The following is a 15672-nucleotide window of genomic DNA, read 5'->3' as shown; positions in this document are numbered from 1 at the left end:
CTTGGCATGTGGTCTGCCTGATGTACTGCGTCATCCGATTCTGCTGCCGCTGCGCCAGTTCGCGGGGCAAGCCACGCTCCTACAATGGACTTGTCGCGTTCCCAGGTTTCGGGACCAGGGCACGGAACTTGCGGGAGCTTGCGGGAGCTTGCTCGCGAAGACTGATTTCCAGCCGCCGAATATCCTTCACGCACGCATCGATCAAATCCCGCTCAACGCCAGGTCCATCGCAAAGTAGGTGAAAATCAGGTCCGCGCCTGCGCGTTTGATGGCGCCAAGGCTTTCGCGTACGACGCGGCCTTCGTCGATGGCGCCGGCCTGGGCAGCGAATTTGATCATCGCGTACTCGCCGCTGACCTGATACGCCGCCAGTGGCAGGTTCGAGGCTTCGCGGATGTCGCGGATGATGTCCAGATAGGCGCCGGCCGGTTTGACCATCAGCGCGTCGGCGCCCTCGGCTTCGTCCAGCAGCGACTCGCGCAGGGCTTCGCGGCGGTTCATCGGGTTCATCTGATAGCTCTTGCGGTCGCCCTTGAGCGCCGAGCCGCCTGCTTCACGGAACGGGCCATACAACGACGACGCGAACTTGGTCGAGTACGCCATGATCGGCGTCTGGGTGAAACCTGCCGCATCCAGCGCCGCACGAATGGCGCGAACCTGACCGTCCATGGCGGCCGAAGGTGCGATCACGTCGGCACCGGCGCGCGCGGCCATGACCGCCTGTTTGCCCAGGTTCTCGATGGTGGCGTCGTTATCGACATGCGCGCCGTGCATCACGCCGCAGTGGCCGTGATCGGTGTATTCGCAAAAGCAGGTGTCGGACATCACGATCATTTCCGGCACAGCGTCCTTGATGGTGCGGGAAATGCGCGACACCAGGCCGTTTTCCTGCCAGGTGTCGCTGCCAGTGGCGTCCAGATGATGGGACACGCCAAAGGTCATCACCGACTTGATCCCGGCACGGGCATAGCGCTCGACTTCCTGCGCCAGTCTGGACTCGGGAATGCGGCTCACGCCAGGCATGCTGTTGATCGGCACGAAGTCGTCGACCTCTTCCTCGACGAAGATCGGCAGCACCAGATCGTTAAGGGTAAATTCGGCTTCCTGAAACAGCGCGCGGAAGTTCTCATTGCTGCGCAGGCGGCGTGGACGAGCGGCGGGAAACAGACTGGACATGACAGTTCCTGATCGAGGATTGGCGAAAAGCGTCGGACCGGATCGAGGTCGCGGCGCTATCAATGGCGCGAAGCTTATTCCTGCCTCGCGCCGGATTCAAATATCGAGGCGATTAAGACAATTGCCGCACGCGCAACAGTCCGGCGGTTGCCATCGAACGAAACCTGTTGCGCATCGGTCATTAATCGGGAGCAGCACACCGTGTCGCTGCGCGATCCGTCTGGCGAGGCCGGCCTTGAACAGCCCTTCCGATTACCGCAACAACCGCTCACTGGACGGCCTGAACTTCTTCCTCGCCGACGTGCGCGACGGCTTGGGCCCGTACCTGGCGATCTACCTGCTGGCGGTGCACAAATGGGACCCGGCCAGCATCGGCCTGGTCATGACGCTCGCTGGTATAGCCGCTTTGGTGACCCAGACGCCAGCGGGTGCGCTGATTGACCGCACCCGCCGCAAACGACTGGTGGTCATCGTCGCGGCCCTGCTGGTGACGGCCAGTTGCCTCGTCCTGCCATTCATTGAGGGCTTCACCTGGGTCGCTATTACCCAGGGATTAGGCGCCATCGCAGGTTCCGTGTTCGCGCCAGCCATCGCCGCGATTTCCCTGGGCATCACCGGACCCAAAGCCTTTACCCGCCGCACCGGACGCAACGAAACCTGGAATCATGCGGGCAATGCCTGTGCCGCCTTGCTGGCCGGCGGCCTGTCGTGGCTGTTCGGTCCGATTGCAGTCTTCTATCTGATGGCGTTCATGGCGCTGGCGAGCATCGTTGCGGTCAGCGTCGTCGACGCCAAGGCCATTGACCACGACGTCGCACGGGGTTTTGATCCGGCTCGGCAAGGCAATCACGAGCAGGCCAGCGTCGTGGCAACGTTGATGCACAATCGGCCGCTGCTGGTCTTCGCCATCTGCTGCGGGCTGTTCCATCTGGCCAACGCCGCCATGCTGCCGCTGGTGAGCCAGAAGCTCTCGCAGATCGACATGCGGCTGGCCACGCCGCTGACCTCGGCCTGCATCGTCGCGGCGCAGCTGGTGATGGTCCCGGTCGCCTGGCTGGTGGGTGCCAAAGCCGATCAATGGGGGCGCAAGCCGCTGCTGATGGCGGGGTTCATCATTCTGCCGATCAGGGGCGTGCTCTATGTGCTCTCGGACAACCCGTACTGGCTGGTGGGCGTGCAACTGCTCGACGGCATCGGCGCAGGTGCTTTCGGGGCGCTGATGCCGCTGGTGGTGAAGGACCTGACGCGCGGCACAGGCCGTTTCAACGTCAGTCTGGGGGCGATCTCCACCGTGTTCGGCCTCGGCGCCGCGCTGAGCAACGGGCTTGCCGGGCTGGTGATCCGAGAGGCCGGATACGACGCGGCGTTCCTGACACTGGCAGCCATCGCAGCGCTGGCCTTTGTGCTGGTCTGGCTGGCCGTCCCGGAAACCGCAGACACCCTGGCGGGCGACCCATCCCTGTCGCCGACCGTCGAAACCGGCACCTGAGCCGGCCAACCGCTACCGCAACGGCGAACTGGCCGCGCCTTCGCCCAAGGCCCGCTGCATGATCACGGTGTCGAGCCAGCGGCCATGCTTGAACCCGACCGATTCGAACACCCCGACCTTGCGAAAGCCCAGTCGCTCATGCAAGCGGATCGAGGCGAGGTTTTCGCTGTTGCCGATGATCGCCACCATCTGCCGCCGGCCGTCCTCCTCGCAGCACTGGATGACCCGCTGCAGCAGCGCCTGACCGATGCCCGCCCCGGCCAGGCCGTCGCGCACATAGACCGAATCTTCGACAGTGAAGCGGTACGCCGGGCGCGGCCGGTACAGCGTGGCGTAGGCGTAACCGACCACCTCGCCGTCGCGCTCGGCCACCAGATACGGCAAGCCGTTGGTCAGGATGTCGGTGCGCCGCTGTCGCATCTGCTCAAGCGTCGGTGGCTCGAGCTCGAAACTTGCGGTGCCGTGCGTCACATGGTGTGCGTAGATCGCCTGTACGGCGGGCATGTCATCGTCGCGGGCATCGCGCAGGTTCAATGTCTGAGGCATGAGCACAGTCTTTTTTCGAAGGGGTTGTGGAGGCCGCGGTGGCTTTCCTTCGCCAACCGGCGGCGATGGAAAGGGCCCGCGCAATGATGACCGCTTGGCGAGGCAAAGCAATACCTGTGATGCGCCAACGCGTGAACGCTGAGGGGCAATTGGGTTTAGAATGCCGCCCTTTCTGACTGCCGACCCGCCGACTTTCCATGAACTCCCACGCGCTGAAGACCCTCAACGAGCATTTGCTCGCCGCCCTCGCCCCTGCCCCCGCAGAAACCCGTCGTCTGTTCCATGGCCGCGGGCGCTGCTGGCCGGGCCTGGAGCAACTGACCGTCGACTGGATGCAGGGCGTGGTGCTGGTGTCGTTGTTCAAGGCACCGGCCGACAACGAACTCGATGCCCTGAAGCATCTGTTGGCTGACCTGGTCCAGACCCCGACGTGGAAAGCGTGTCAGGCGCACACCCTGCTGCTCCAGCACCGCTACCTGCCCGACAGCCACACCGAAACCCTGCTCGGCGAGATGCCTGAACAATGGACCCTGACCGAAGGCGGCCTGCATTATCAGGTGGATTTCGGCAAAAAGCAGAACACCGGACTGTTTCTGGACATGCGCCACGGCCGCGACTGGGTCCGGGCCCAGGCAGCCGGCAAACGCGTGCTGAACCTGTTCGCCTATACCTGCGGCTTTTCAGTGGCGGCCATCGAGGGCGGTGCCGAGTTCGTGGTCAACCTGGACATGTCGCGGGCGGCGCTCAGTCGCGGTCGCGAGAACCATCGACTGAACGGACACGACCTTGCCAGGGTGAGCTTCCTGGGCCATGAACTGTTCAAATCCTGGGGCAAAGTGAAGAGCAGCGGGCCTTATGATCTGGTGATCATCGACCCGCCGTCTTTCCAGAAAGGCAGTTTTTTGCTGACCAAGGATTACCAGCGCGTGTTGCGCAAGCTGCCGGAACTGCTGAGCGGCGACGGCACCCTGCTTGCCTGCATGAACGACCCTGCGCTGGACGCCGCTTTCCTGATTGCGGAAGTGACGCGCGAAGCGCCGGGACTGCGCTTCGAACAGCGGCTGGACAATCCGCCGGAGTTCCCGGACGCAGAACCCGAGGGCGGGCTCAAGGCCCTCGTGTTTCGCCAGGCCTGAGCCCCTCAAGGGTCAGGCGCTGAGCCGGGAAATCACATCGTTCAGGCCCACCGACAAACCGTGCAAATCTTCGCTGGCGGTTTGCGTGCGCTTAACGTTGCTCTGGTTGGTGGTAGCAATTGCGGTGATCTCGGTGAGGTTGCGCGAGATGTCTTCGGCCACCGACGTCTGCTCCTCCGCAGCGGTAGCGATCTGCCGGTTCATGTCGCGAATGGCCTCCACCGCCGTGGTGATGCGCTGCAGGGACGAGCCGGCCAGTGCGACCTGATCCACGCTCTCCTGGCTGCGCGCCTGCCCGCTTTCGATTGCCTGAGCAGCGTCGATGGCGCCGGTCTGCACCGAACTGATGATCTGATTGATCTCGGCGGTCGAGGCCGCCGTGCGCTGGGCGAGCGTGCGCACCTCATCGGCGACCACGGCAAACCCTCGGCCCGCATCCCCGGCGCGGGCGGCTTCGATGGCAGCGTTCAGCGCCAGCAGGTTGGTCTGCTCGGCAATACCGCGAATCACTTCCAGCACCTTGCCGATCCGGCCGCTGTCGCTTTCCAGACGGCGAATGACATCGGCGGTGTTGCTGATTTCAGTGCGCATCTGGGTGATGGCGGTGATGGTCGCGCTCATGACCTTGCCGCCCTCCTGAGAGCTGCGGTCGGCTTCACTGGCAGCCTCGGCGGCCTGAGCGGCGTGGCGGGCGACTTCTTGCGCCGTGGCCGACATTTCGGTCATTGCCGTGGCCACCTGATCGGTGCGTTCGAATTGTTCGTGGGTGCCCTGCGCCATCAATGCCGCGATGGCCTTGAGCTCGCCACCGGCGCTGTCCAGATCGGTGGTGCTGCGCTTGAGCCGCGTGAAGGTGTCGGCCAGGAAGTCGCGCAAGGTGTTGGCGGCCACCGCCAGACGCCCGAGTTCGTCCTGGCGAGTCACGCTGACACGGTCGCTGAAACGTCCCTGACTCAGTTGCGCAACGTATTCGATGAGCATGCTGATCGGCCCGACGATGTTGCGATTGACCATCCACAGCGTCAGAACGCCCACCAGCAAGGCAGAAGCCAGCATCACCAGCGTGCCGATCAGGATCGTCTGATCGGCGGTGCTGCTGATCTCCAGCGACTGTGCGTCGCTGCGTTTGCGAAGATCACTCACCAGCGCACTCATCTGCTCGCTGGCCTCGCGGTCGACACCCTTGACGGCCAGGTCACCGGCCACCGGATCGCCATTGGCCGCGACGAAGGCATCGCGTCCCTTGCGATAAGCCACGCCCAGCGTGCGGTGCTCGTTGCGCAGGTTTTCGACCTGCGCCTTAATCGACGCATCCAGACCACTCATGCCGCTCAAGCGACCCAAGGTGTCCTGCACCAGACGTTCCTGCTCCTCGAACTGGCCCCAGAACTTGTCACGGTCGGCCGCTTGCTTACCGCGCAGCAACACGTTCTTCCATTCCTGGACCTGAACCTTGAATTGCAGGTTGGCCTGATCGACCAGCTGCGAGGCCTGCAACGGCCCTTCGATCAGCCCGCGGTAAGACTTCACGTTGCTGGACAGGAAATGAAAACATGCGAGGGCGATCAACAGCACCAGCACCAGGCTGCCGCTGAGCAGCGCCAGGATCTGCAATCTCAGGGATTTCGACATAGGGGGAATCTCATCAGGGAGGACAGCGTGCTCCGGGTGCGCCCGAAGGTTTGCCTGCTTGCCACTTCCCTGTGCCATCGCTCCGGCAACGAACCGAAAAACGATGGGCCTACCTAGCCTGCTTCGACCCGGCCATGCGCTTCTTTAAACTGCCGGGACGGCATCCGACAGGCGGTGAAAAAGCGCCAATGGAGCGTCTGATTGCCGGGTCAAAATTCTGTCGAGCAGGCGCCAAGTCGCTGATTTCCAAGCCCGGTCCCGACGTTCATTCTTTTTGACCGAACACTTGGGAGGGCCGACGCAATACCGGGTCGAAGGGATTGATCTTCTGGCTGATGGCGGCCGCCTCTCGTTTGAGCAGGTCCACCACCGTCGGCATGCGGTCAGCATTGAGCCGGTCGCTGATGGTTGCCACGCTCAACGCCGCCACCGCCTTGCCCTCACGATCGAGAATCGGCACTGCCAGCCCGGCCATGCCTTCCAGAACGCCAGTGTTGCGGGCGGCGTAGCCCTGGCGGCGGACCGTGTCGATTTCCGAGCGCAGCATCACTTCGTCATACAGGTGGAAGTCACGCAGGCGCGGCAGGTTGTAGCGGATCACGGTATCGCGCTCCTCTTCGGGCAGAAACGCCAGGATTGCCAGACTGCCCTGACCGACGCCCAACGCCACCCGACCGCCGATGTCCCCGGTGAAGGTGCGAATCGGGTAGGGCCCTTCGCTGCGATCCAGACACACGGCATCGAAACCGCTGCGCGCCAGCAGAAACAACGAATCGCCCAGAGACGCCGACAGGCGCAACAGGCTGGGCCGGACCACATCGCGCAGATTGCCGGACTGCCCGGCCCGCGCCGCCAGGGCGAAGAATTCCAGGCTCAGGCGGTAGCGTTTGCTGCGCACGTCCTGATCGACCATGCCCTCGTCCATGAGGCTGCGCAGCAGCCGGTGGGTGGTCGGTTGCGACAGCCCGACCTGCTGGGCCAGTTGCGTCACGCGCTCACCACCCTCGGGGCTCTCACCCAAGGCGCGCAGCACGGCAAAAAGGCGGGACACTGCGCCGACGCCTGTTTCTTTTGCAGAATCATTCCGCTCAATGGAATCCATAGTGCCAATTCACCTGTTTTCATTCGCTGAACGAATAAATCTGAAAATACTACTCGCTCAATGAAATTCGTCGTTGAGCGCATCGTATGCGCAGGCTTAGGATCAGTCCACAGGGCGATTTGAATAACAGCGGCAGCCGACCCAGATCGAGCGCCAGCGTCCACGGCAACACGCACGTCTTCTCTTCGCATCTGCCCATAAAAAAAGCATGCCCTCGGCATGCACTAAAACAGGTGGAACGCAGCCATGGCATTTCTTCAACTTCAGGCGTTGTGCAAACGTTACGGCGCCGTCGATGCGGTCGTCGCCACTGACCTGTCGGTGGAAAAAGGCGAGTTCGTTTCCCTGCTCGGCCCCTCTGGCTGCGGCAAGACCACCACGTTGCAAATGATCGCCGGGTTCGTCGACGTCAGCGGCGGACGCATCGTGCTCGATGGCCGCGACATCACACACGCCAAACCGGCGAGCCGTGGCCTGGGTGTGGTGTTCCAGTCTTATGCGTTGTTCCCGCACATGACCGTGCGGGACAACGTCGCCTTTGGCCTGAAAATGCGCAAGGTCGCCGCCGCCGAGATCGAGCGCCGCGTCAGCCGCGTGCTGCAACTGGTGCGCCTCGATCAACATGCCCAACGCTACCCGCGCGAACTCTCCGGTGGCCAGCGTCAGCGGGTGGCGCTGGCCCGCGCACTGGTCATCGAGCCGCCGGTGCTGCTGCTGGACGAACCGCTGTCCAACCTGGACGCCAACCTGCGCGAAGAAATGCAGTTCGAGATTCGCCGCATTCAGCGAGAAGTCGGCATCACCACCTTGATGGTCACCCACGATCAGGCCGAAGCGTTATCGATCAGCGACCGCGTGGTGGTCATGCAGGCCGGTCGCATCACCCAGATCGACGAGCCCTACAAACTGTACGAACACCCGCGCACGGAGTTCATCTCCGGCTTCGTCGGCAAGGCCAACCTGCTGCGCGGCGACCGCGACGAACACGGCGCCGCGCAAGTCCGTCATCAGCTCGGCCAAGGCGCGTTGACGCTGAGCCTGCGCCCGGAAAAGATCGACCTGGTGCCGGCAGGCGATGGGCGCCTGCAAGGCCGCATCGTCACCCGCTACTTTCTCGGCAGCCAGTGGCTGTACCGTGTCGAAACGCCGATCGGTGACATCACCGTCGTGCGGCGCAACGATGGCGACGCGCCCATGAACGAAGGCACCGTGGTGGGCCTGGACTGGCCATCCGAACTGCTGCGCGTACTCAGTGCCGATGAGGTGTCGGCATGAGCGGCGCCAGCGTGCTGCGCGACACCGGTCGCGGTTACTTATTATCAACGCCGGCCCTGGCGCTGTTCGTCGGCCTGCTGGTGCTGCCCCTGCTGCTGACGCTGGTGCTGTCGTTCAACGTGTTCGACTACGAGGTCGGGGTGAAGGGCGATGCCTGGACCTTTGCTCAGTACTTGAACCTGGTGACCGATTCGTACTTCTACGAAATCTTCTTGCGCACGTTCTGGATCAGCGCGCTGGTCACCTTGCTGTGCGTGGTCATTGGCGTGCCCGAAGCGTACATCCTCAGCCGGATGGGAACGCCGTGGCGCTCGATCTTCCTGATTCTGATCCTCACCCCGCTGCTGATTTCGGTGGTGGTCCGGGCGTTCGGCTGGAGCCTGCTGCTGGGCGCCGACGGGCTGGTGAATCAGGCGATCCAGGCGCTGGGCGGTCGTCCGGTGAAGATGCTCTACACCCCTTTCGCGGTCATTCTGGCGCTGGTCCACGTCATGCTGCCGTTCATGATCATCCCCGTGTGGACGTCGCTGCAGAAGCTCGACGCCTCGGCCGAGCAGGCGGCGCTGTCGCTGGGTGCCACGCAGGCCAAGGTCATGCGCCTGGTGGTCCTGCCGCAAGTGATGCCTGGCGTGCTGTCCGGCACGCTGATCGTGTTCGGCCTGTCGGCCAGTTCCTTCGCGATACCGGGCCTGCTGGGCGGACGACGCCTGAAGATGGTCGCCACTGTGGTTTACGACCAATACCTCTCGGAACTCAACTGGCCGATGGGCGCGGCCATCGCGGTCGCCCTGCTGTTGATCAACCTGCTGGTGATGCTGTCGTGGAACCGGCTGGTCGAAGGCCGCTATAAAAAATCCCTGGGGGAATGATCGATGTCCAAGAATGGTCCTCTGGCCCTGTCCTTCCATGCGCTGGTCGTGGTGTTCATGCTGGCGCCGCTGCTGGTGGTGTGCCTGGTGGCGTTCACGCCGGAAAACACGCTGAGCCTGCCGTGGCACGGCTTTTCACTGCGCTGGTTCAGCGCGGTGTTCGAACGCGCCGACTTCATCCAGTCGTTCTATAACAGCCTGATCCTGGCAGTGGTTGCCGCGACCCTCGCCACACTGATCGCCGTGCCGGCGGCGCTGGCGATTACCCGCTACCGGTTTCCAGGCCGTGATTTCCTCAATGGCCTGTTTCTCTCGCCGATCATCATTCCCCACCTAGTGCTGGGCGTGGCGATGCTACGCCTGTTCGCGCTGATGGGCGTCAACGGCAGCTTCGTCTGGCTGACGTTCGCCCACGTGGTCGTCATCACGCCTTATGTCTTGCGCCTGGTGATTGCGGCAGCGATCGGCATGGACCGCAGCGCCGAGCAAGCCGCCGAATCACTGGGCGCCAGCCGCTTCACCCTGTTTCGCCAGATCACCCTGCCCATGATCCTGCCCGGCGTCGCCGGTGGCTGGCTGCTGGCGTTCATCAACAGTTTCGATGAAGTGACCCTGTCGATCTTCGTCACCTCGCCGTCGACCCAGACGCTGCCGGTGCGCATGTATGTCTACGCCACCGAATCCATCGACCCGATGATGGCGGCCGTTTCGGCGCTGGTGATTGCGCTGACGGCCGCCACCATGATCATCCTCGACCGCGTGTACGGGCTGGACCGCGTGCTGGTGGGCCGTCACTGATGAACATTCGCTTACCCGTCTTTTGCCGCACAGAGAGAGCGCCATGGCTTTGCTGAAACGATTGGCCGAACACGACCGCGACGTGTTGCCCTTCACCCTCGATGGTGAGGCGGCCAGCGGCTTGCGGGGCGATACGCTGCTCACCGCGGTGCTGACGGCGGATGACTACTTGCGCGGCAGCGACTTCAGCGCCGAACCGCGCGCCGGCTTTTGCCTGATGGGCGCGTGCCAGGATTGCTGGGTCCGACTGGGCGACGGGCGCCGCGTGCGCGCCTGCTCGACGCTGCTCGAAGCGGATTTGCGTGTCAGTCGCGAACCGGGACGGCGCCCATGAGCGGTCAGGACGTGGTCATCGTCGGTGCCGGCCCGGCGGGCATTCGCGCCGCCCAGACCCTGGTCGCCTATGGCCTGCGACCGAGCCTGATCGACGAAAGCCTGCGTGGCGGCGGGCAGATCTATCGTCGTCAGCCGGAGAATTTCAAACGCTCGGCGAAAGCCCTGTATGGCTTCGAAGCGTCAAAAGCCCAGGCCGTGCACGCGACGCTGGACCGGCTGCAGAAAGACATCGACTACCGCCCGCAGACGCTGGTGTGGAATACCGAGCAACACACCCTCGACACGCTGTGCGACGGCGTAGCCGAGCAGGTTCGCTACCGGCAGCTGATCGTCGCGACCGGCGCCACCGACCGCATTCTGCCGGTGCCGGGCTGGACATTGCCGGGCGTCTACAGCCTTGGCGCGGCGCAGATCGCCCTGAAATTCCAGGGCTGCGCCATTGGTGAGCGGGTGGTGTTCGCCGGCAGCGGCCCACTGCTGCATCTGGTGGCCTACCAGTACGCAAAAGCCGGCGCGCAGGTCGTCGCGGTGCTCGACAGCTCGCCGTTGTCCGCCCAGGCACGCGCCCTGCCCGCGCTGCTCGGCCAACCGGCCACGCTCGCCAAGGGTTTGTACTACCGAGCCTGGCTGACCGCCCACGGGGTGGCGGTGCATCAAGGCGTCGCACTGCGCCGGATCGAGGGCGAGCGTCGCGTTAGCGCGGCCGTTTATGCGGCCGATGGGCAGGAACAGGTGCTGCCGTGCGATGCCATCGCGTTCGCGCATGCGCTGCGCAGCGAAACCCAGCTGGCGGATCTGCTCGGCTGCGACTTTGCCTGGAGCCCGCTGAACCGCGCATGGCTGCCGACCCGCGATGCGGCAGGCCGCAGCAGTGTCGACGGGGTTTATCTGGCTGGCGACGGCGCCGGAATCATGGGCGCAGACGCCGCCGAAATGGCCGGAGAACTGGCGGCGTTGACCCTGCTCGGCGACATCGGTTACACCGTCGACCGAACACGCAGCCTGGCGTTGCAACAGCGACTGGAGGCGATTCAGCGTTTTCGTCGTGGCCTGGAGACCGCCTTTCCGTTCCCCGAAGACTGGGCCGCCAGGGCGCCGGATGAGGTGATGATCTGCCGCTGCGAGGAAATCACTGCCGGCGACATTCGCCAGACCGTTGCCCAGGGTCACTGGGAAATCAACCGGGTCAAGGCGATGTGCCGGGTCGGCATGGGTCGCTGTCAGGGCCGGATGTGCGGCCTGGCCGCTGCCGAAATCGTCGCGCAGTCTTCCGGGCGCGACATCGCCGGTGTTGGCCGCCTGCGCGGGCAGGCGCCGATCAAACCGCTGCCCTTCGGCGTGGAGACAGAACGATGAGCCAGCCGCTTGAAGTCGACGCGCTGATCATCGGCGGAGGCATTGTCGGCTCTTCGGCCGCGCTGTTCCTGGCCAGAGCCGGCAAGCGCGTGGCACTGCTGGAACGGGATTTCTTCGGTTCGCACTCGAGTGGGGTCAACTACGGCGGCGTGCGCCGTCAGGGACGTCCATTGTCGCAGCTGCCGCTTTCCCAACGTGCCCACAGCCTGTGGGGCGATCTGCACAACCTGATCGGCATCGACGGCGAATACCTGCGCTCGGGCCACCTCAAGCTGGCCCGCGGCGACCACGACATGGCCGCGCTGGTGGCCTACGAGCAGGCTTCCCGCGGCTTCGGCCTGAATCTGCAATTGCTTGACCATGCTCAACTGCGCCTGCGCTTTCCCTGGGCGGGCGACGTCGCGGTCGGCGCCTCGCTGTGTGCCGATGACGGCCACGCCAACCCGCGTCTGGTGTCGCCCGCGTTTGCTGTCGCCGCCATGCGCGCCGGGGCTCACGGGTTCGAGCAGGCGGCCGTCACCCAAGTCAGCCATGACGGCCAGGCCTTCGCCGTACGCACCGCTGACGGGCGCGGCTTTCGCGCTCCGTGGCTGCTCAACTGCGCCGGCGCGTGGGCGGCGCACCTGGCCAGCCAATTCGACGAGCCGGTGCCGATGCTGTCGGGTCACCCGGCCATGCTGGTCACTGAACCCCTGCCGATGTTCATGGACGTCAGCACCGGGGTCGAAGGCGGCGGCATTTATGCGCGTCAGGTCGCGCGGGGTAACTGCGTGCTGGGCGGTGGCCAGGGCTTCGCGCTGGACCCGACGAGGGCGCGGCCGGGACAGGCGGCGATTCTCGACATCCTGCGCAACGCCGCCGAACTGTATCCGCCGCTGGCCGGCGCTCAGGCGATTCGCACCTGGAGCGGCACCGAAGGCTATCTGCCGGACCGAGAGCCGGTGCTCGGCGCGAGTTCCACGCAACCGGGTCTGCTGCACGGCTTCGGTTTTGCCGGGTCGGGCTTTCAGATCGGTCCTGCCGCTGGCGAAGCGCTGGCGCAGATTGTCTGCGAAGGGGCGCCGCGGATCGCCCTGGACGCTTTTTCGATCTCCCGTTTTCAACCCGTCAAACCTGCCACCGCCGTGCCGCCCCGTGCGGATAACGTCATCCCTTTGCTCAGAGGAAAATCGCAGCCATGAACAGCATGAACAACGTGAAACGTCTGGCCCTGACCGGCCTGTCCTGCTTGCCGCTTGCCGCCCTGCTCGCTTCGATGCCGGCGCAGGCCGAAACCACACTGTATCTGGGCATGAACGGCGGCACCATGGAACGCCTGTATGCCGATCAGGTACTGCCTGCGTTCGAGAAAGCCAACAACGTCAAGGTGGTCATCGTGCCAGGCACGTCTTCGGACATTCTCGCCAAGGTCCAGGCGAGCAAGGACAATCCGCAGATGCACGTGATGTTCCTCGACGACGGCATCATGTACCGCGCGATCTCCATGGGCCTGTGCGGCAAGTTGCAGCCCAGCGCGACGCTGGCGGACATTCCGGAAAAAGGCAAAATCAAGGATGAGGCAGTGGCCGTGAGCCTGGGCGTGACCGGCCTGGCGTACAACACGAAGATGTTCCAGGAAAACGGCTGGAGCGCCCCGACGTCCTGGGCGGACATGGCCGACAAACGCTACAAGGACAAGCTGGTGTTCCAGTCGCTGGCCTCGTCGACCTTCGGCCTGCACGGCTTCCTGATGTTCAACCGTCTGCAGGGCGGCGATGAAGCCAATGTCGAACCGGGCTTCAAGGCCTGGCCGAAAACCGTTGGCCCGAACGTACTGGAATACATCGCCAGTTCCGCGAAGATCTCGGAAATGGTGCAGACCGGCGAGGCCGCGCTGTTCCCGCTGACGCCCACTCAGGTCACCGCGCTGAAACTCAAGGGCGTGCCGGTCGAATATGCACCACCCAAGGAAGGTGCTGTGGTCCTCAACGTCGCCGAATGCACCATCGCCAACAACGATGAGCCGGAACTGGCGCAAAAACTCGCCGAATTTCTGCTGACCCCGCAAGCGCAGGCGCCGGCACTGGAGATGGGCGACCAGATTCCGTCCAACCCGAAAACCCCGACCACGGAGAAAACCCGTGGTCAGGTGGAGGCCATGAACAAGTACCTGGAAACCGCCGTGACCATCGACTGGGATAAGGTCAACCAGATCCGTCCGGAATGGAACGCTCGCTGGAGCCGCACGATCGAGCGGTGATTTCGGCGCCGGGCGCTGGCACGGCAACAATCCAACATCCGGCCCAACTATCCCACCTCGTCACAGTCACAGCCTTAACCCCCCCTGACTGCTGACGAGGCCGGATGAGTTTTATTCTTTGCATGACTGTGCTCGGCGTTTTGTTGATGCTGCTGGCACTGACTTCTTCTTACCTGCGTTGGCTGCCGGTCACGACCTCGGCGGTGTGCCTGGCGTTTGGCGCGCTGATCGGCCCCTGGGGGCTCGATCTGGTGCAGCTGGACGTGCGCGACGCACGCCACTGGCTGGAGCGCCTGACCGAAGTCGCGGTCCTGTTTTCCCTGTTCAACACCGGCATCAAACTGCGGCTGCCCCTGCACCGCAAGGCGTGGCACACCGCTTACCTGCTCGCAGGACCCGTGATGCTCGCCAGCATCATCGGCGTCTGTCTGGCGGCGCATTATCTGTTTGCGCTGCCCTGGGCGGTGGCACTGTTGCTGGGCGCAATGCTGTCGCCCACCGACCCCGTGCTCGCGGGGCTTGTGCAAGTCAATAACGCGCAGGACTTCGACCGGGTCCGCTTCGGCCTGTCCGGGGAAGCGGGTCTGAACGACGGCACCGCGTTTCCTTTCGTGATCTTCGCCCTGCTGTTCTTCGGCCATGCCAATGGCAATTTCGACTGGGTTCAGGGCTGGTTCCTCAAGAGCATCATCTGGGGCGTGCCCGTGGCGCTGCTGATTGGCTACGGCCTTGGCCGCAGCGTCGGGCACCTGATGATTTACCTGCGCATCAAGAATGCCGACAGCACCAGTTCGCCCAACGATTTCCTCGCCCTGGCGCTGATCGCCATGGCCTACGTGGTCGCCCAGGGCCTGGGCGCGTTCGGCTTTCTCTCGGTGTTCGCCGCAGGCCTGGGCTTGCGTCATGCCGAGGTGCGTACGACGCAGTCGGATGTCCCGGCCGAGCACGTCGCCAAACCGGTGCTCGGGCACATGGACAGTGCGCCGGAGGCGGCCACCGTGCCCCAGGACGAGGAGATCAGCGAGTCTCAACTGGCCGCGGGCGTGATGATGGGTGACATGCTGGCCTTCGGCAGTCTGGTCGAGCGTGCGATGGAAGTGCTGCTCATCACCCTGCTCGGCGCCGCCATCGCGCTGTACTGGGACTGGCGCGCGGTGGGCCTGGGCCTGGCGCTGTTCTGCGTGATCCGGCCGCTGAGCGTGTGGATGCTGATCAGGGGCGAACTGCTGACAGGCTCGCAGAAGGCCTTGGTCGGCTGGTTCGGCATCCGCGGAATCGGCTCACTTTATTACCTGTGCTACGCGCTGTCTCACGGCCTGCCCGAAGACATCATTCAGACCAGCATCAGCCTGACGCTGTCGGTGGTTGCGCTGAGCATTCTGCTGCATGGCATCAGCATCCAGCCGCTGCTGGAACGCTATGAACGCAGCATGAGCACCCGCAGCGACGACCTCGGCCCCGAGGCGTGAATTGTTGCCGTGACGTTTTGACGCGCGCCATCGGTCGCGATTCCCGCGCCGGGTTCGTGCCCGCCAGCCGATAATGGGAGCCCAGAACTCCCGCGATAGAGCGTATCGATCACTTCATCGGAACAAGCGATTGGACGCTCTACGCTCAGGTCGGTAGCTTGCTCACTAAACTGATCGCGTCATTTTTTTCGCCGCTGTTCGGCGAGCAATCAGACGCACATCGTTGCCTGTAAAGGGACCTGCCGCCGT

Annotated in this window: 14 protein-coding genes; 10 read left to right on the top strand and 4 right to left on the bottom strand. The window is 64.0% G+C overall.

What is annotated here, in order from left to right:
* Nucleotides 1-201: 201 nt before the first annotated feature.
* Nucleotides 202-1176 (bottom strand): porphobilinogen synthase, encoded by a 975-nt coding sequence (gene hemB / locus QRN36_RS07765; RefSeq protein ID WP_093458738.1) that lies wholly within the window; start codon nt 1174-1176, stop codon nt 202-204.
* Between the two features lie 235 nt (nt 1177-1411).
* On the opposite strand from hemB, the gene QRN36_RS07760 reads away from it, so the two are divergent.
* Entirely contained in the window at nt 1412-2665 is a 1254-nt protein-coding gene (locus QRN36_RS07760) for an MFS transporter (RefSeq protein WP_285423526.1), read from the top strand.
* Between the two features lie 12 nt (nt 2666-2677).
* Here QRN36_RS07760 and QRN36_RS07755 read toward each other — a convergent pair whose 3' ends face one another.
* The gene (locus QRN36_RS07755) at nt 2678-3211 is read right to left on the bottom strand and encodes a GNAT family N-acetyltransferase (protein WP_285423525.1); all 534 of its coding nucleotides are present in this window, start codon (nt 3209-3211) and stop codon (nt 2678-2680) included.
* Nucleotides 3212-3408: 197 nt separating this feature from the next.
* Here QRN36_RS07755 and QRN36_RS07750 point away from each other — a divergent pair, with 197 nt between their 5' ends.
* Nucleotides 3409-4347 (top strand): class I SAM-dependent methyltransferase, encoded by a 939-nt coding sequence (locus QRN36_RS07750; RefSeq protein WP_285423524.1) that lies wholly within the window; start codon nt 3409-3411, stop codon nt 4345-4347.
* A gap of 12 nt (nt 4348-4359) precedes the next feature.
* On the opposite strand, the gene QRN36_RS07745 is transcribed toward QRN36_RS07750, so the two are convergent.
* Together QRN36_RS07745 and QRN36_RS07740 are read right to left on the bottom strand one after the other, a co-directional pair.
* The gene (locus QRN36_RS07745) at nt 4360-5979 is read right to left on the bottom strand and encodes a methyl-accepting chemotaxis protein (RefSeq protein ID WP_285423523.1); all 1620 of its coding nucleotides are present in this window, start codon (nt 5977-5979) and stop codon (nt 4360-4362) included.
* A 265-nt stretch (nt 5980-6244) separates the two neighbouring features.
* Nucleotides 6245-7081 (bottom strand): IclR family transcriptional regulator, encoded by an 837-nt coding sequence (locus QRN36_RS07740; RefSeq protein ID WP_285423522.1) that lies wholly within the window; start codon nt 7079-7081, stop codon nt 6245-6247.
* A 246-nt stretch (nt 7082-7327) separates the two neighbouring features.
* Here QRN36_RS07740 and QRN36_RS07735 point away from each other — a divergent pair, with 246 nt between their 5' ends.
* The 8 genes from QRN36_RS07735 (at nt 7328) to QRN36_RS07700 (ending at nt 15423) form a co-directional block, all read left to right on the top strand.
* The gene (locus tag QRN36_RS07735; protein WP_285423521.1) at nt 7328-8356 is read left to right on the top strand and encodes an ABC transporter ATP-binding protein; all 1029 of its coding nucleotides are present in this window, start codon (nt 7328-7330) and stop codon (nt 8354-8356) included.
* Complete coding sequence (locus tag QRN36_RS07730; protein WP_285423520.1) at nt 8353-9225, top strand: ABC transporter permease; 873 nt, start codon at nt 8353-8355, stop codon at nt 9223-9225. The genes QRN36_RS07735 and QRN36_RS07730 overlap by 4 nt, the downstream gene beginning before the upstream one ends.
* Before the next feature lie 3 nt (nt 9226-9228).
* The gene (locus tag QRN36_RS07725) at nt 9229-10023 is read left to right on the top strand and encodes an ABC transporter permease (RefSeq protein ID WP_093458746.1); all 795 of its coding nucleotides are present in this window, start codon (nt 9229-9231) and stop codon (nt 10021-10023) included.
* A 43-nt stretch (nt 10024-10066) separates the two neighbouring features.
* Nucleotides 10067-10357 (top strand): (2Fe-2S)-binding protein, encoded by a 291-nt coding sequence (locus tag QRN36_RS07720; RefSeq protein WP_285423519.1) that lies wholly within the window; start codon nt 10067-10069, stop codon nt 10355-10357.
* Nucleotides 10354-11715, top strand: coding sequence for an NAD(P)/FAD-dependent oxidoreductase (locus QRN36_RS07715; protein ID WP_285423518.1), 1362 nt, complete (start codon nt 10354-10356; stop codon nt 11713-11715). The genes QRN36_RS07720 and QRN36_RS07715 overlap by 4 nt, the downstream gene beginning before the upstream one ends.
* A complete protein-coding gene (locus QRN36_RS07710) occupies nt 11712-12896 on the top strand; it encodes an FAD-binding oxidoreductase (RefSeq protein ID WP_285423517.1) in 1185 nt (394 codons plus the stop codon). Before QRN36_RS07715 ends, QRN36_RS07710 begins: the two co-directional genes overlap by 4 nt.
* Before the next feature lie 5 nt (nt 12897-12901).
* Entirely contained in the window at nt 12902-13954 is a 1053-nt protein-coding gene (locus tag QRN36_RS07705) for an ABC transporter substrate-binding protein (protein ID WP_285423530.1), read from the top strand.
* Between the two features lie 104 nt (nt 13955-14058).
* On the top strand, nt 14059-15423 hold the full coding sequence (locus QRN36_RS07700) for a sodium:proton antiporter (protein WP_285423516.1): 1365 nt from the start codon (nt 14059-14061) through the stop codon (nt 15421-15423).
* Nucleotides 15424-15672: the final 249 nt, after the last annotated feature.

Source organism: Pseudomonas sp. efr-133-TYG-103a, assembly GCF_030209235.1.
GTDB lineage: Bacteria > Pseudomonadota > Gammaproteobacteria > Pseudomonadales > Pseudomonadaceae > Aquipseudomonas.
The sequence above is the reverse complement of the archived record's forward strand: the minus strand, read 5'-3'. Positions and strand labels throughout refer to the sequence as shown.

What these genes read in the sequence shown, in the direction of transcription:
- QRN36_RS07730 (WP_285423520.1), top strand. Translation starts at nt 8,353, where the DNA reads ATGAGCGGCGCCAGCGTGCTGCGCGACACCGGTCGCGGTTACTTATTA.
- QRN36_RS07725 (WP_093458746.1), top strand. Translation starts at nt 9,229, where the DNA reads ATGTCCAAGAATGGTCCTCTGGCCCTGTCCTTCCATGCGCTGGTCGTG.
- QRN36_RS07745 (WP_285423523.1), bottom strand. Translation starts at nt 5,979, where the DNA reads ATGTCGAAATCCCTGAGATTGCAGATCCTGGCGCTGCTCAGCGGCAGC.
- QRN36_RS07740 (WP_285423522.1), bottom strand. Translation starts at nt 7,081, where the DNA reads ATGGATTCCATTGAGCGGAATGATTCTGCAAAAGAAACAGGCGTCGGC.
- QRN36_RS07705 (WP_285423530.1), top strand. Translation starts at nt 12,902, where the DNA reads ATGAACAACGTGAAACGTCTGGCCCTGACCGGCCTGTCCTGCTTGCCG.
- QRN36_RS07720 (WP_285423519.1), top strand. Translation starts at nt 10,067, where the DNA reads ATGGCTTTGCTGAAACGATTGGCCGAACACGACCGCGACGTGTTGCCC.
- QRN36_RS07750 (WP_285423524.1), top strand. Translation starts at nt 3,409, where the DNA reads ATGAACTCCCACGCGCTGAAGACCCTCAACGAGCATTTGCTCGCCGCC.
- QRN36_RS07710 (WP_285423517.1), top strand. Translation starts at nt 11,712, where the DNA reads ATGAGCCAGCCGCTTGAAGTCGACGCGCTGATCATCGGCGGAGGCATT.
- QRN36_RS07700 (WP_285423516.1), top strand. Translation starts at nt 14,059, where the DNA reads ATGAGTTTTATTCTTTGCATGACTGTGCTCGGCGTTTTGTTGATGCTG.
- QRN36_RS07715 (WP_285423518.1), top strand. Translation starts at nt 10,354, where the DNA reads ATGAGCGGTCAGGACGTGGTCATCGTCGGTGCCGGCCCGGCGGGCATT.
- QRN36_RS07755 (WP_285423525.1), bottom strand. Translation starts at nt 3,211, where the DNA reads ATGCCTCAGACATTGAACCTGCGCGATGCCCGCGACGATGACATGCCC.
- hemB (WP_093458738.1), bottom strand. Translation starts at nt 1,176, where the DNA reads ATGTCCAGTCTGTTTCCCGCCGCTCGTCCACGCCGCCTGCGCAGCAAT.
- QRN36_RS07735 (WP_285423521.1), top strand. Translation starts at nt 7,328, where the DNA reads ATGGCATTTCTTCAACTTCAGGCGTTGTGCAAACGTTACGGCGCCGTC.